The organism is Massilia sp. Root418 (genome assembly GCF_001425265.1).
Lineage (GTDB): Bacteria > Pseudomonadota > Gammaproteobacteria > Burkholderiales > Burkholderiaceae_D > Rugamonas.
The window spans coordinates 1,270,670-1,285,623 of sequence record NZ_LMEC01000001.1 but is presented as its reverse complement, the minus strand read 5'-3'; the positions used below and the strand labels follow the sequence as shown (position 1 = coordinate 1,285,623).

Sequence of the window (14,954 nt, the reverse complement as noted above, 5' to 3'; positions counted from 1 at the left end):
TTTAACATTGATTTACTCGCCATGCGCGGCCAGGCCCGGTAGACTCCCGGTAGGATCCAGATCCACTTTCAGCGAGGGATAGCCATGCGCCAGCTTGCTCTGCCGTTCGTGATGTCAGTCGTGTTGCCAGCCGTCTTGTCAACCGTCCTCCTTGCCGCCTGCGGCGAAAAGCCGAAGGAAGCACTGCCGCAGGGCGGGGCGCCGGTGTCCGCCGCCGTGGTGGTGGAAAAGGAAATCACCGAGACCCAGGAATTCTCCGGCCGCCTGGAAGCCATCGAGCGGGTGCAAGTGCGCCCCCGCGTAGGCGGCTACATCACCGCCGTCAACTTCACGCCGGGCAGCATCGTGCGCAAGGGCGACGTGCTGTTCGTGATCGATCCGCGCCCCTACCAGGCCGCGCTGAACGGGGCCGAAGCGGCGGTGGCCGCCAACCGCGCCAAGGCCGAACTGGCCAAGCTGGAACTGTCCCGCGCCGAGCGCCTGTACGCGGACCGCGCCATCGCCCAGCGTGAACTGGACGAGCGCGCCGCCGGCCTGAAAGAGCTGGACGCCGACCTGCGCGGCGCCCAGGCAGCGCTGGAAACGGCGCGCCTGAACATGGGCTACACGCGGGTGCAGTCGCCGATTGCCGGCCGCGTGAGCAAGGCTGAAATCACCGTCGGCAACCTGGTCGACACCACGGCGGTGCTGACGTCGGTGGTGTCCGTCGACCGCATCTACGCCAGCTTCGACGGCGACGAGGAGACTTATCTGCGCGTGGGGCCGCTGGCTCACAAAGGCACTGCAGTGCCGGTGCGGGTGGGCCTGGCCAACGAACAGGGCTTCCCGCATGAAGGCAAGCTGGAATTCGTCGACAACCGCCTCGATCCGCAATCCGGCAGCGTGCGCATGCGCGCCACCTTCGCCAATGCGGACGATACCCTGGTGCCCGGCCTGTTCGCGCGGGTGCAGGTGAGCGGCGGCAAGGATGGCAAGGCCACCCAGGCGCTGCTGATCAACGAGCGCGCCGTGGGCACGGACCAGAACCGCAAATTCGTTTTCGTGGTGGGCAAGGACAGCAAGGCCGAGTACCGGCCGGTATCGCTGGGCCCCACGGTCGACGGCTTGCGCGTGGTGCGTTCCGGGCTGGCGAAAGGCGAGAAGATCGTGGTCGGCGGCCTGCAGCGCGTGCGGCCCGGCGCGCCGATCTCGCCGCAGACCGTCGGCATGGATTACGACCCGGCCGCGCCGCCCAGGCCGGCCAAGGAAACCAAGGTGGCCGGGGTGGCCAAGGCGGCTGGCGGGGAGGGCGCGAAATGAATTTCTCCCGCTTCTTCGTCGACAAGCCCATCTTCGCCGCCGTCCTGTCCATCATTATCTTCGTGGCGGGGCTGATCGCCATCATCGAGCTGCCCATCTCCGAGTACCCGGACGTGGTGCCGCCCTCGGTGGTGGTGCGCGCGCAGTACCCCGGCGCCAATCCCAAGATCATTGCCGAAACCGTGGCCGCGCCGCTGGAGGAGCAGATCAACGGCGTCGAGAACATGCTCTACATGGATTCGAAGAACACCTCGGACGGTTCGCTGGCGCTGACGGTGACGTTCAAGATCGGCACCAATGTGGAGCAGGCCGAAACCCAGGTGCAGAACCGCGTGCAGCGCGCCTTGCCGCGCCTGCCCGAGGAAGTGCGCCAGATCGGCGTGACCACGGTGAAGTCCTCGCCCAACCTGACCATGGTGGCCCACCTGGTGTCCCCGAATGGCCGCTATGACGACGTCTACCTGCGCAATTACGCGGTGCTGAACGTGAAGGACCAGCTGGCGCGCATCCCCGGCATGGGCGAGGTGCAGCTGTTCGGCGCCGGCGACTACGCCATGCGCGTGTGGCTGGACCCGCAGAAGGTGGCTGCGCGCAACCTCACCGCCGCCGACGTGGTGCAGGCTGTCCGCGAGCAGAACGTGCAGGTTGCCGCCGGCGTGATCGGTGCGGCGCCCTCGCGCGGCTCCGAGTTCCAGCTCACGGTGAACACGCAGGGCCGATTGAAAACGCTGGAGGACTTCGGCGCCATCGTGGTCAAGACCAGCGGCGACGGCGCCACCACCTTGCTGCGCGACGTGGCGCGGGTGGAGCTGGGCGCCAATTCCTATTCGCTGCGCTCGCTGCTGAACAACAAGTCCGCTGCCGCCATCGGTATTTTCGAAGCGCCCGGCGCCAACGCGCTGCAGCTGTCCACCGACGTGCGCAAGACGCTGGCGGAGCTGAAGAAGGACTTTCCCGAGGGCGTGGACTTCGACGTGGTCTACGATCCCACCCAGTTCGTGCGCGAATCCATCAAGGCGGTGATCCACACGCTGCTCGAAGCGGTGGCGCTGGTGGTGCTGGTGGTGATCGTGTTCCTGCAAACCTGGCGCGCCTCAATCATCCCGCTGCTGGCGGTGCCGGTGTCCATCGTCGGCACCTTCGCGGTGATGCTGATGTTCGGCTTTTCCATCAACACGCTGTCGCTGTTCGGGCTGGTGCTGGCCATCGGCATCGTGGTGGACGACGCCATCGTGGTGGTGGAGAACGTGGAGCGCAACATCGCCAACGGCCTCACGCCGCACGACGCCACCATCCAGGCCATGAAGGAGGTGAGCGGGCCTATCATCGCCATCGCGCTGGTGCTGTGCGCCGTGTTCGTGCCGATCGCCTTCGTGTCCGGCCTGTCCGGCCAGTTCTACCGCCAGTTCGCGCTCACCATCGCGATCTCGACCGTGATCTCGGCATTCAGCTCGCTCACGCTGGCGCCCGCCCTGGCGGCGTCCCTGCTGCAGCCGCACGACGCGCCCAGGGACCAGTTGACGCGGCTGATGGACAAGGTCTTCGGGCGCTTCTTCCACTGGTTTAACAGGGTGTTCGGCCGCGCCTCGGCGCGCTACGAGGACGGCGTGGGCGGGGTGCTGAAACGCAAAGCCGGCGCGGTGGGCGTCTACCTGCTGCTGGTGGTGGCCGCCGGCTTCATGTTCCGCGCCGTGCCGGAAGGCTTCGTGCCGGGGCAGGACAAGCAGTACCTGGTCGGCTTCGCGCAGCTGCCCGACGCCGCCTCGCTGGACCGCACCGACGCCGTGATCCGCCGCATGTCCGACGTGGCCACCGGCGTGCCCGGGGTGCAGGATTCGATTGCCTTCCCCGGCCTGTCGATCAACGGCTTCACCAACGCGCCGAACGCAGGCATCGTCTTCATCGGCCTGAAACCCTTCCACGAGCGGCACGGCCAGGCTGAATCGGGCCTGGGCATCGCGGCCGAAGTGAACAAGCGCATGGGCGCGATCCAGGACGCCTTCATCATGGTGTTTCCGCCGCCGCCGGTGAACGGCCTGGGCACCATAGGCGGCTTCAAGATGATGATAGAGGACCGGGGCAACCTGGGCTACGACGAGTTGTACAAGGCGGTGCAGGCGCTGCAGATGAAGGCCTGGCAGGAACCCAGGCTGGCGGGCGTGTTCTCCAGCTACCAGATCAACGTGCCGCAGCTGTTCGCCGACATCGACCGCACGCGCGCCAAGCAGCTCGGCGTGGCGCTGCCCACCATTTACCAGACCTTGCAGATCAACCTCGGTTCGCTGTACGTGAACGACTTCAACCAGTTCGGCCGCACCTACCAGGTGCGGGTGCAGGCGGACGCGCAGTTCCGTTCGCGGGTGGAGCAGATCGCCCAGCTCAAGGTGCGCAGCGAGCAGGGCGAGATGATCCCGCTGTCTTCGCTGATGCGGATCACCGACACCTACGGGCCGGACATGGTGCAGCGCTATAACGCCTACGTGGCGGCGGACCTGAACGGCGGCCCTGCGCCGGGCGTGTCGTCCGGCCAGGCGCAGGAGGCGCTGGAAAAGCTGGCGCGCGAAGTGCTGCCCAAGGGGATCACCTATGAATGGACCGAGCTGACCTACCAGGACATCCTGTCCGGGAATACCATGATCTATGTGTTCCCGCTGTGCGTGCTGCTGGTGTTCCTGGTGCTGGCGGCGCAGTATGAAAGCTGGACCCTGCCGCTGGCGGTGATCCTGATCGTGCCCATGTCCATCCTGTGCGCACTGGCCGGCGTGAAGCTCACGGGCGGCGACAACAACGTGTTCACGCAGATCGCGCTGTTCGTGCTGGTGGGGCTGGCGTCCAAGAACGCCATCCTGATCGTGGAGTTCGCGCGCGAGCTGGAGGAACATGGCCGCACCATCGTGCAGGCGGCGCTGGAAGCGTGCCGCCTGCGGCTGCGGCCCATCCTGATGACGTCCATCGCCTTCATCATGGGTGTGCTGCCGCTGGTGTTCTCCAGCGGCGCCGGTTCGGAGATGCGGCATGCCATGGGCGTGGCGGTGTTCGCCGGCATGCTGGGCGTGACTTTCTTCGGGCTGTTCCTCACGCCGGTGTTTTACGTCATCCTGCGCACCTTCGCGCGCCGGTTCGAGCGCAAACCGCATGCCGGGGCGCCCGCGCCGGTGCCTGCCCCTGTCCCTCCGACGCACGGCGGAGAGGGCTGAGCGTCATTGCGGCGGCGCGGGCTTCAGCCCGTGCCGATGGGCGATGGCGGCCACGGTGCCGTCGCGCTGCAGCTGGCGCAAGGTGGCGTGGAACAGGTCGGCCTGCTGCTCGGGCATCTTCTTGCGCGACAGGCCGATGTAATACTCCACCTTCTGCACCTCGCCCACCTGTTTCAGGCCCGCGTCGCCTTCCTGCTTCATCAGGTGCTGCGCCAGGTCCTGGTTGATGAACACCGCACCCTTGGGACCGTAGCGTCCCAGGCGCAGCTTGCGCAGCGCGGTCGGGTTATCCATTTCCACCTCCAGCCGCGCGCCGGGGGCCTGCCGCAGCAAGTCGCCGGCCGCGTAGGACGTGCCGGAAGGCCCGTAGGCGCCTATCGTATAGCCCGCCAGGTCGGCCGGCGCGGTGTAGCGCACCGGATCGTGCTGCTGGGCGTAGAGCACGTAGGCCGACTGGATAACCGGTGAACCCAGATGGAAAATCTCCTCGCGCTCCGGGGTCTTGAGCAGCAGCAGGATGCCGTCCACCTTGCCGCCCTGTGCCAGCGCGTAAGCGCGCCGCCAAGGATAGACGTCCAGCTTGCATTCCGTCTGCATGGCCGCACAGACCGCGCGCAGGATGTCGGGAAACACGCCCACCGGCTGGCCATCCTTCACGTCGTTAAAGGGCGGGAAGACCTGCATCACGAAGGTCAGGGGCGGGGCAAGGGGCGTGGCTGGCGCGGCGGCCGGCAGAAGAGCGGATAACAAGGCGGCCAGCAAGGCCAGCGGGGCCAGCGGGGCCAGCGTTGGTGGCCGCAAGCGTGTCCTGGTCATGGCTCATCCTTTTGAAGGGGGATGGCTTCAGACTATAGGCGCATTTGGCATGGCAATCAACCCGCTCCGGACGGGATGGCCGCGGTTCGTTTATCATGCCGGCTGGCTGATTTGATAATGAGGGTAGCTTGATAACGAGTGCGTTGCTGGCGGCGGTGCCGGGGATACAACATGGTTTTGGTACGGCGTCCATGCTGGTGCCGCAGGCGCTGCAGCCGGCATGGGAACAACGGCCGGAAAAGCGCCAGGTGCACGGCACGCGCGCGGTGCATATTGCGGAAGCGTTGCAGCCCGCAGGCGATGCCGATGCGTTCTACACCTCGGCCAGCGGCATACCCGTCAGCGTCATCACCGCCGATTGCGTGCCGCTGCTGATGGCGCGGCGCGACGGCGCCATGGTGGCAGCCTTGCACGCAGGCTGGCGCGGCCTGTATGCGGGCATCATCGGGCGTTTCTGGGAGGCGCTGCGCGAACAAGGCGAGCGGCCATCGGAGTGGGTGGCCGCCATCGGCCCCACCATATGCGCGCCGTGCTACGAAGTGAGCGAGGAACTGGCGCAGGATTTCATGCGCCACTACGCGGCGCTGCCGGCGCACGCGGTCGTACCCAGCCATCGCCACCTGGACTTGCGCGCCGTGGCGCAATACGAGCTGGAACGGGCCGGCCTGGCCGCGTTCGAGCACGTGGGCGGCTGCACCTGCTGCGCTCGCAACGCTGACGGCACGCACACTTTCCGCAGCTACCGGCGGGGCGACCGCAATTCCCAGCAGCACGCCGGTCTGTTGCGCTTGTGAAACGCGGCTGAGAATCCGCTTGATGCCGCTTCGGGGCGGGCATAGGATGGTTCCAAACAACCACACCTGGAGACGGCAATGATGAAATTTCTGCAATCCATCGCGATGGCGCTGCTGCTGGCAGCCACTTCCGTGGCAGGCGCCGCGGACGACGCCGAGCGCGGCACGGCCGACGAAGCGGTGGCGCTAGTGAAGAAGGCCATTGCCTACTATAAGGCGAACGGGCGCGAGAAGCTGGCGGCGGAAATCAATAACCGCACGCCGCAGTTCCGCGAGAAGGATCTGTACCTGTTCATGTCGCCCTATGGCGGCGGGGCCGTTATCGCGCATGGGGCGAACGCCAAGCTGGTGGGCAAGTCGCTGGGCGACCTGCGCGATGTGGACGGCGTGAACTTCGTGCAGAAGTTCCGCGAACTGGCGGCCAGCAAGGAGGGCAAGGGCTGGGTGGACTATAAATGGCCCAACTCCAAGACGGGCGCGCTGGAATCGAAGAGCACCTACGTGGAGCGGGTGGACGACCTGTATATCGCCTGCGGCATCTACAAGGGCAAATAGCCGCGCTTTGTTAGCTGGCTAACCGTGCCGCCGGGCCGCCGGGCGTAGAGTCTGCGCTATGAGCGACTCACTGAAAACCTACAAGGCCAAGCGCAATTTCGACGTGACGCCCGAACCGGCCGAAGGCGGCGAGGAGGGCGGCGAGAACCTGTCGTTCGTCATCCAGAAGCACTGGGCTTCGCGCCTGCACTATGACTTCCGGCTGGAGCTGGACGGCACCATGAAAAGCTGGGCGGTGCCGAAAGGCCCCAGCTACGACACGCATGACAAGCGCATGGCCGTGCACGTGGAAGACCATCCGATTTCCTACAACGCATTCGAGGGCACCATACCGGAAAAACAGTACGGTGCGGGCAAGGTCATCATCTGGGACAAGGGCACCTGGCACCCGCTGGACGATGCGCGCAAGGGCTACCAGGCCGGCAATCTCAAGTTCGAGCTGCGCGGCCACAAGATGCATGGGCGCTGGGCGCTGGTGCGCATGAAGGGGCGCGGCGAAAAGCAGGAGCCTTGGCTGCTGATCAAGGAGAAGGACGAGTACGCGCGTCCGGCCGCCGAATTCAGCGTGGTCGACGAGCTGCCCGACAGTGTGAAAAAGCTGGGCATGCCGAAGGCCGAGAAGAAGGGGCGCGGCGCGGCCGCCACGCCAGCGGCGCCCGCCGCAGCCGCGCCGTCCGCAGTGGCGCCGGCGGAAAAGACCGCGCTGCCCGCCACGCTGGCTCCCGAGCTGGCCACGCTGGTGGATAAGCCGCCGGCCAATCCGGAGGACTGGCTGTTCGAAATCAAGTTCGACGGCTACCGCATCCTGGCCCGGGTGGACGGCAAGGACATCAAGCTGTTCACCCGCAACGGCAACGACTGGACCCACAAGCTCAAGCCGCTGCACGCCGCGCTGGCCAAGATGAAGCTGCCGCGCGGCTGGTATGACGGCGAAATCGTGGTGCACGACGAAAATGGACGGCCGGACTTCGGCCTGCTGCAGCAATCGTTCGACAACGAGCGGACCAACGATATCGTCTACTTCGTTTTTGACGCCCCCTACCTGGATGGCTACGATTTGCGCAGCGTGCCGCTGGTGCAGCGGCGCGAGCTGCTGGCCGCCGTCATGGCCAGCCACGAAGCCGGCACGGTGCGCCTGAGCGCACAGCTGGAGGCCCTGCCGGAGGAGATGGTGGCTGCTGCGTGCAAGATGGGGCTGGAGGGCATCATCGGCAAACGGCGCGATTCGGGCTACACCTCGCGCCGTTCGGGCGACTGGATCAAGCTCAAATGCGGGCAACGGCAGGAGTTCGTCATCGGCGGCTACACCGATCCGCAAGGCGCCCGCACCGGCATCGGCTCGCTATTGCTGGGCACTTACGACAAAGGCAGCAAGGACGGCAAGCTGCACTACGCGGGCAATGTAGGCAGCGGCTTCAACGAGGCCAGCCTGAGCGCGCTGAAGGCCAAGCTGGACAAGCTGGCCGCCGACGAGAGTCCCTTCGCGCCCACGCGGGCGATCGCCAAGAAGGCGCACTGGGTCAAGCCCACGCTGGTGGCGGAAGTCAGCTTCGGCGAATGGACGCGCAGCGGTTCGGTGCGGCACGCCGTGTTCCAGGGCCTGCGCAAGGACAAGCCACCCAGGATGATCACGCGCGAACAGCCCGCGCACGTGGAAGACCTAGCCTACGCGGAACCGGAAAAGCCCGCGCGCAAGCGCGCCAAGGCGAGCGCGGATGGTAGAGCGAATAGCAGCGCGGATGGTAGCGCGATTAGTAGCGCCAAGGGGAGCGGCGGGGGCAGCGCCAAGGGTGGCACGCCAGGCGGCGGCCCCGGCGGCGCCCCGGCGGCGCTGCACGGCACGCTGCCGGACACCCTGAAGGTCACCAACCCCGACCGCGTGATCGACGCGGAAAGCGGCACCACCAAGATCGCCCTGGTGCGCTACTACGCCCTGGTGGGCGAACTGATGATGGCGCATCTCAAGGCGCGCCCGGTGTCGCTGGTGCGCGCGCCGGCCGGCGTAGGCGGGGAGCTGTTCTTCCAGAAGCACGCCGACGTGAGCAAGATGCCCGGCCTGATGCACCTCGGCCAGGACCTGGACCCCGAGCATCCGCCCATGCTGGCGGTGAAAAGCGTGGAAGGCCTGCTATCGGCCGCGCAATGGAACGTGGTCGAGATCCACACCCAGAACGCGGTGGCGCGCAGCTACGAAAAACCCAACCGCATGATCTTCGACCTCGACCCAGGCAAGGGCGTGGATTGGCCGGCCATCCAGGAAGCGGCGGAACTGATGCGCGCTTTCCTGGACCAGCTCGGCCTGCCCGCCTTCCTCAAGACCAGCGGCGGCAAGGGATTGCACGTGGTGGTGCCGATCAAGCCGGCCTACGACTGGGACACGGTAAAGTCCTTCTCCAAGGCCGTGGTGGAGCACATGGCCGCCACGCTGCCGGACCGGTTCGCGCTCAAGAGCGGGCCGAAAAACCGTGTCGGCAAGATCTTCATCGACTACCTGCGCAACGGGCGCGGCGCCACCACGGTTTGCGCCTGGTCTGCGCGCACCCGTCCCGGCCTCGGCATTTCGGTGCCGGTGCGCTGGGACGAGCTGTCCCATCTGAAAGGCGGCGACCACTGGACCGTGGCCACGGTCCACTCCCGCCTGGATGAAGGCAACGCGCCGTGGGATGGGTATGACGGCGCCGCCAAGAGCATCGGCGCGGCCATGAAAGAACTGGGTTTTGTGGCAGACTAGCAGCTGGCTGGTATTCAGTTTGTCTTACCCTGCGGAGGAAAAAATGTTACGCGACTATTCCCAATTTCCGGACGATGAAAACGGCGGCGTGCTCTGGGGCATGGACCAGGACGGAGACGACCTTGAAATTCCCAGGGAAATGGATTTCTCGGTCATTTTTCCATCCGAAGAGGGCGCCCTGAAATTCGCCACCCAGCTCCTGCGCGACGGGCAGAAAGTCTCCTTTGCGCCCTACGAGGGCAACGCGGAACTGCCGTGGCAGGTGCAAGCGCATCCCTTCATGGTGCCCACCCACGAAAACATCACGGGCTACGAGGAAGAGCTGGCCAAGGCCGCCAAGCTGTTCGGCGGCCGCAACGACGGCTGGGGCTGCGTGTCGCAGTGCGCCTTGCCGGAATAGGCCGTTACGCGTTTCAGGCGGCCTTGCGGCGCGCAGGCGTGGCGGTGCTGCGCGGTTTCGCTTTCTCTGCGGTCTTGGCGGCAGTCTTGGAGGCGGTTTTGGCCGCCGGTTTGGCTGCGGCCCTGGCGGGCCGGGCCTTGCTGGCGCCGGCCTTGCTTGCTGCCGGTTTGCGCGCGCGTGGAGCGGCTTCTTCTTCGTCCTCGGATTCCTCCGCCTCCTGCGGCTCCTGCGCCTCCTCCGGCTCGGCTGCCTTGCCTTTTCCCTTGCCCGCCCCGCCCAGGCTTTGCTTGAGCAGCGCCACCAGGTCCACCACATTGCTGCTGGCCGCTTCCTTCTTCTCGGGCGCCGCCACCGTGATCGACTTGGTCTGCCTGGCCTTGACCTTCTTCTCCACCAGGGCCAGCACATCGTTCTTGTAAGTGTCGTGGTACTGCTCCGGATGCCATTCCTCGGTCATGCCCTCCACCAGCGACAAGGCCATCTGCAGCTCCTTGTCCGAGATGCCGGCCGACTTCATCGACTTGGGCGGCAGCTTCAGGTCTTCCGTGCTGCGGATCTCCTCCGCGAAGCGCAGGGTGTTGAGGATGATGCTGTCGTCCACGCACACCAGCGCGCACAAGTGCTGGCGCACGCGTATCACCACGGTGGCAATGGCGATGCGTCCGGCCTTGCGCAGGGTCTCGCGCAGCAGCGCATACACCTTGTCGCCGCCGCGCCCGGGCGCGAGATAGTAGGGCGTTTCGTAGTAGGTCAGCGGCACGTCGGCGGCGTCCACGAAGGCCAGGATATCGATGGTCTGGGTGGCCTCCACGTTGGCCTGGCGCAGGTCCTCGTCCGACAGCACCACGTACTCGCCGTCCTTGTACTCGTAGCCCTTGATGATGTTGTCCCAGGTGACGTCCTTGCCGGTGCTCTTGTTGTAGCGCTTGAAACCGATGGGGGAAAAGTCGCGCTTGTCGAGCATGGTCAGGTCCAGGTCGTGCGACTGCACGGCCGTGTGCATTTCAACCGGGATATGCACCAGGCCGAAGCTGATGGCGCCTTTCCACAATGAGCGTGCCATGGCGCCATCCTCCCTTATCCGCCGACGCTGCCGGTCACCGGCAGCACGATGCCCGTGATGTAGCTGGAGCAGCTGGGCGCGGCCAGGAACACGTAGGCCGGCGACAGCTCTTCAGGCTGCGCGGGCCGCTTCATGTCGGTGGAGGCGCCGAATTGCGCGATCTTCTCGGGCGGCTGATCGGCCGGGTTGAGCGGCGTCCACACCGGCCCCGGCGCCACCGCGTTCACGCGGATGCCCTTGTCCAGCAGATTGGACGCCAGCGACATCGTGAAGGCGTGGATGGCGCCCTTGGTGGTGGAATAGTCCAGCAGGTGGGCCGAGCCTTGCAGGCCGGTCACCGAGCCGGTATTGATGATGGACCCGCCGCGCTGCAGGTGCGGCTCCACCGCCTTGGCCATGTGGAAGTAGCCGTAGATATTGGTCTTCATGGTGAGGTCGAAGCGCTCTTCGGACAGCTCGCTGAGCGAACCGGCGTGCTCCTGGAAGGCCGCGTTGTTGACCAGGATGTCAATGTGGCCGAACTGCTGGATGGTCTGTTCCACGGCGCGGCGGCAGAACTCTGGATCGCGCACGTCGCCCGGCAGCAGCAGGCAGCTCTGGCCTTCGGCTTCCACGTAGCGCTTGGTTTCTGCGGCGTCCTCGTGTTCGTCGAGATAGACGATGGCCACGTCCGCGCCCTCGCGCGCATACAGCACCGCCACCGAGCGGCCGATGCCGGAGTCGCCGCCGGTGATGATGGCCGCCATACCGCTCAGCTTGCCGCTGCCGCAATAGTCCGGCGCCAGGAAGCGCGGCTTCAGTTCCATGTCCGCTTCGCTGCCGGGTTTTTCCAGATGCTGTTTCGGCAGGGGCGGGCTGGGCTGGTCATGGCGCCCGGTCTGCACCGCGTCCTTGCTTTCCTTTTGTTGGCCTTGAGCCTGGTCGCGCTGATCCTGTTCCTGCTGCACCTCGCGCTGCATGCTGGCGGCGGATTCCGCCGATTGGTTTCCTGAATTTGGCATAACGCTCTCCTTCAATCACAAGCCGCCAGTATTCAAGCCGCGTGCGCTGATGACAGTGCGGTTTCACACATAAATCCGGATTTTTAAGCCCTGGGGCCAGCTATTACGTTGCTAATTGTGAACTTTATGGCAAACTGTATGAGGACCTATAAGAATAATCGGGGATATCTCATGACCGCAGACATCGACAGCCACGCCCGGCGGGTAGGGCTATTTCTCAACCTGGCCGGTGAAAGGCGGGGCGAGTTCCAGGCCAGCTGCGGCGAGCTGTTCAACCGGCTGCTGCTGACGGACACCTTCGACGGCGCCACCGCCATGCTGGCACGCCACCCGGTCGACCTACTGGTGCTGGACCTGGACGGCTTCGACGACCACGGCGACTTGGCTGCGGCCAGTGCCATGATCCGCGCCCGCCAGGGGGCGCCGGTGCTGGTGTTATGCCCCTACGGCAACACGTCCTGGCTGCCCGAGCTGATGGGCGCGGGGCCGCTGGCGTATCGCATCAGCCCGCTGTTAAGCGTAGACCTGCAGCAATCCGTCAGCCAATCGCTGACCGCGCCGCTGGACGCGGCGGCTGCGGCGCAGCAGACCCTGCTGGACAAAGAGAAAGAGCTGCGCGACCTGCTGGCCATCCAGCGCGCCGTGCAGCGGGCCCTGATCAGCATGGACGAGTTGGGCCAGATGGCGGCGCGCGTCTGCAGCGCGCTGTGCAGCTTCCCCGGCGTGCGGCACGCGGCGTTGTTCCACATGCAGGAGCGCGGCAACCTGGTGCTCACGGCGCAGGAATCGCGCAACGGGCTGGACATGGCCAGGCTGCTGCAGCGTAGCGAGCGGCTGCTGCAGTCGCCGCTGTTCGACAGCTTCCCGCCGCTGATGGCGGTAGGCAGTGGCGACATGGTGCTGCTGGACGCCCCCGAGAAAGCCGGCGACCCCGAACTGGCGATGGGCTTGCACGACAAGGGCGTGCGCATGGTGCTGGCGCTGCCGCTGCGCAGCGAAGCGGGCGGGCCGGTGCAGGGCGCGGTCAGCCTGATGTTCGACCGCCACGTCTGTTTCTCGCGCGAGCAGTTTGCGGGCCTGGGCAGCCTGGCGCAATTCATCAGCTTCGGCATCGCGATGAGCGAGCTCAAGCACCAGAACGATGCCCTGGCCGGCAAGCTGACCCAGATCACCACGGTCGACGCGCTGACCGGCGCCTTCAACCGGCGCCACGGCGAGGCCGAGCTGGACAACGAAATGCGCCGCGCGCGGCGCTACGGCATGCCGCTGGGCGTGATCGCTTTCGACATCGACAACTTCCGTTCCGTCAACGACATCTACGGCTACCCCTGCGGCGACCAGGCCCTGCGGACGGTCGCGCAGACCGTGCAAGCGCGGCTGCGCACATCCGACATTCTGGTGCGCATGCGGGGCGAAGAATTCCTCATCATCGCCACCCATACGGCCGCCATCGATGCGCTAAAGCTGGCCGAAAAGCTGCGCGAGACCATTGCCGGCACCGAACTGCCGGGCTGCGACACGGTAACCATCAGTTTAGGCGTAGCGCAAGCCGGTCCGGAAGAAGGCGCCGCCACGCTGCTCGAACGCCTGGACGCCGCGCTGCACCGCGCCAAGCGCGCCGGCCGCAACTGCGTCGAACTCGCCATGGCCTCCTAAGCTTAAGCAGCCTCTGCCGCATTTCCCCCACTTCGGGGTCAGACCCCGAAGTGGGGGAAATGCGGCTCAGCTCGCATGCCGCCCCTGGGAGAGGGGCGACCGGTTGGGAAAGCGCCTACCGGTCCGGCAGCCATGTCTGACCCCGCCTCCGGTATTCCTATAAGCAGCCTGAGCCGCATTTAGCCCTACTTCGGGGTCTGACCCCGAAGTAGGGCTAAATGCGGCTCAGGCTGGCTTGCTTAGAGCGCTTCGAGGACGGTGGCGACGCCTTGGCCGCCGCCGACGCATTGGGTGGCCAGCGCGTAGCGGCCTCGCTGGCGCGCCAGCAGCGCCGCGGCCTTGCCGGTGATGCGCGCGCCGGTGGCGCCCAGCGGGTGGCCGATGGCCATGCCGCCGCCGTCGATATTGACGATCGCCGGATCGATCCCGAGTTCGCGCACGCTGGCCAGGGCCTGCGAGGCGAACGCTTCGTTAATTTCCGCCACGTCCAGCTGCCCGGCCGTGATGCCGGCCTGCGCCAGGGCCTTGCGCGTGGCCGGTACGGGCCCGATGCCCATCACCGCCGGGTCCACGCCCGCCGACGCCATGCCGATAATGCGTGCGCTCGGCTTGAGCCCGTGCTTGCGCGCGAACGCTTCGCTGGTCACCAGCACGGCCGAGGCACCGTCCGTCAGCGGCGAGGAGGTGCCCGCCGTCACCACGCCGTCCTCGCGGAACACCGGCTTCAGCCCGGCCAGCGCCTCCAGCGAGGTGCCGGGCCGGATGCAGCCGTCTTCGCTGACCAGCTCGCCGCCGGCCGTGCGCGCCGGCACGATCTCGTCGGCCAGCAGGCCGGATTCGCGTGCCGTGGCTGCCTTGCGGTGCGATTCGTAGGCCATGCGTTCCTGGTCCGCGCGCGTCACACCGTAGCGGCTGGCCACATTCTCTGCAGTGTTGCCCATGCTGATGTAGGTGTCGCTGTGCGCCAGCAACTGTGGGTTGGGCGAGAAGTTGAAGCCGCCCTGCGGCACCATGGTCATCGATTCCACCCCCACGCACAGGTAGGCTTCGCCCAGCCCCGCTTCGATTTGCGCGGCGGCGATGTGAATGGCGGACATGGATGAGCCGCAGAAGCGGTTCACCGTCATGCCCGGCACCTCGAACGGGAAGCCCGCCAGCAGGGACACCACGCGCGCCAGGTTGTTGCCTTGCGACGATTCGGGGTAGGCGCAGCCGAGTATCACATCGTCCAGCAGCGCGGGATCGAGCCCGGTGCGCTGCATCAGGCCCCGGACCACTTGGGCGGCGAGATCGTCGGGCCGGGTGTCGGCCAGTTTGCCTTTCCTGGCGAAATGGAAGGGGGAGCGCGCATACGCGCTGATGACGGCTTTCATGTGATTCCTTTCACGCGGTGGGGATGTGGCGCACAGCAGCCCGGCCGGCGCAGCGCCTCGGTAACTTAA

General features: G+C 66.2%; 11 protein-coding genes. 7 read left to right on the top strand and 4 right to left on the bottom strand.

The features are described 5' to 3' along the window. Positions 1 to 84: 84 nt before the first annotated feature. A complete protein-coding gene (locus ASC94_RS05360; RefSeq protein ID WP_056391726.1) occupies positions 85 to 1,299 on the top strand; it encodes an efflux RND transporter periplasmic adaptor subunit in 1,215 nt (404 codons plus the stop codon). Next, complete coding sequence (locus tag ASC94_RS05355; RefSeq protein WP_056391725.1) at positions 1,296 to 4,496, top strand: efflux RND transporter permease subunit; 3,201 nt, start codon at positions 1,296 to 1,298, stop codon at positions 4,494 to 4,496. The genes ASC94_RS05360 and ASC94_RS05355 overlap by 4 nt, the downstream gene beginning before the upstream one ends. A 3-nt stretch (positions 4,497 to 4,499) precedes the next feature. On the opposite strand, the gene ASC94_RS05350 is transcribed toward ASC94_RS05355, so the two are convergent. Further along, positions 4,500 to 5,312, bottom strand: a complete 813-nt coding sequence (locus tag ASC94_RS05350) for an ABC transporter substrate-binding protein (RefSeq protein ID WP_082616180.1) — start codon at positions 5,310 to 5,312, stop codon at positions 4,500 to 4,502. A 128-nt stretch (positions 5,313 to 5,440) separates the two neighbouring features. Between ASC94_RS05350 and ASC94_RS05345 the strand changes: the two genes are divergently transcribed. The 4 genes from ASC94_RS05345 (at position 5,441) to ASC94_RS05330 (ending at position 9,792) form a co-directional block, all read left to right on the top strand. Next, positions 5,441 to 6,106, top strand: a complete 666-nt coding sequence (locus ASC94_RS05345) for a polyphenol oxidase family protein (RefSeq protein ID WP_157201284.1) — start codon at positions 5,441 to 5,443, stop codon at positions 6,104 to 6,106. Between the two features lie 78 nt (positions 6,107 to 6,184). Next, positions 6,185 to 6,661, top strand: a complete 477-nt coding sequence (locus ASC94_RS05340; protein WP_056391715.1) for a cache domain-containing protein — start codon at positions 6,185 to 6,187, stop codon at positions 6,659 to 6,661. A gap of 58 nt (positions 6,662 to 6,719) precedes the next feature. Next, the gene (gene ligD, locus ASC94_RS05335) at positions 6,720 to 9,392 is read left to right on the top strand and encodes a DNA ligase D (RefSeq protein WP_056391713.1); all 2,673 of its coding nucleotides are present in this window, start codon (positions 6,720 to 6,722) and stop codon (positions 9,390 to 9,392) included. 43 nt (positions 9,393 to 9,435) lie between these two features. After that, the gene (locus ASC94_RS05330; RefSeq protein WP_056391710.1) at positions 9,436 to 9,792 is read left to right on the top strand and encodes a ribonuclease E inhibitor RraB; all 357 of its coding nucleotides are present in this window, start codon (positions 9,436 to 9,438) and stop codon (positions 9,790 to 9,792) included. A 13-nt stretch (positions 9,793 to 9,805) separates the two neighbouring features. Here ASC94_RS05330 and ASC94_RS05325 read toward each other — a convergent pair whose 3' ends face one another. Further along, the gene (locus tag ASC94_RS05325; RefSeq protein WP_056391707.1) at positions 9,806 to 10,855 is read right to left on the bottom strand and encodes a Ku protein; all 1,050 of its coding nucleotides are present in this window, start codon (positions 10,853 to 10,855) and stop codon (positions 9,806 to 9,808) included. Positions 10,856 to 10,869: 14 nt separating this feature from the next. Beyond that, the gene (locus ASC94_RS05320; RefSeq protein ID WP_056391703.1) at positions 10,870 to 11,856 is read right to left on the bottom strand and encodes an SDR family oxidoreductase; all 987 of its coding nucleotides are present in this window, start codon (positions 11,854 to 11,856) and stop codon (positions 10,870 to 10,872) included. A gap of 171 nt (positions 11,857 to 12,027) precedes the next feature. Between ASC94_RS05320 and ASC94_RS05315 the strand changes: the two genes are divergently transcribed. Continuing rightward, complete coding sequence (locus tag ASC94_RS05315; protein WP_056391700.1) at positions 12,028 to 13,512, top strand: GGDEF domain-containing protein; 1,485 nt, start codon at positions 12,028 to 12,030, stop codon at positions 13,510 to 13,512. 239 nt (positions 13,513 to 13,751) lie between these two features. Here the strand turns inward: ASC94_RS05315 and ASC94_RS05310 are convergent, their stop codons facing one another. After that, complete coding sequence (locus ASC94_RS05310) at positions 13,752 to 14,885, bottom strand: thiolase family protein (protein ID WP_056391696.1); 1,134 nt, start codon at positions 14,883 to 14,885, stop codon at positions 13,752 to 13,754. Positions 14,886 to 14,954 lie beyond the last annotated feature (69 nt).